Below are 227 nucleotides of genomic sequence, written 5' to 3'. Positions count from 1 at the left end.
CGCCTCCTAAAAAGTAACGGAGGCGCCCAAAGGTTCCCTCAGAACGGTCGGAAATCGTTCGTAGAGTGCAAAGGCAGAAGGGAGCCTGACTGCGACACCCACAAGTGGAGCAGGGACGAAAGTCGGGCTTAGTGATCCGGTGGTACCTCGTGGGAGGGCCATCGCTCAACGGATAAAAGCTACCTCGGGGATAACAGGCTGATCTCCCCCAAGAGTTCACATCGACG

1 rRNA gene is annotated in these 227 nt (G+C 56.8%); it reads left to right on the top strand.

Annotated features, from left to right (window positions below):
* A 23S ribosomal RNA gene (locus tag K5V21_RS19865) occupies positions 1 to 227 on the top strand; the annotation flags it as partial.

It is taken from the genome of Clostridium sardiniense (assembly GCF_019753795.1).
Taxonomy (GTDB): domain Bacteria; phylum Bacillota; class Clostridia; order Clostridiales; family Clostridiaceae; genus Clostridium; species Clostridium sardiniense.
The sequence above is the reverse complement of the archived record's forward strand: the minus strand, read 5'-3'. Positions and strand labels throughout refer to the sequence as shown.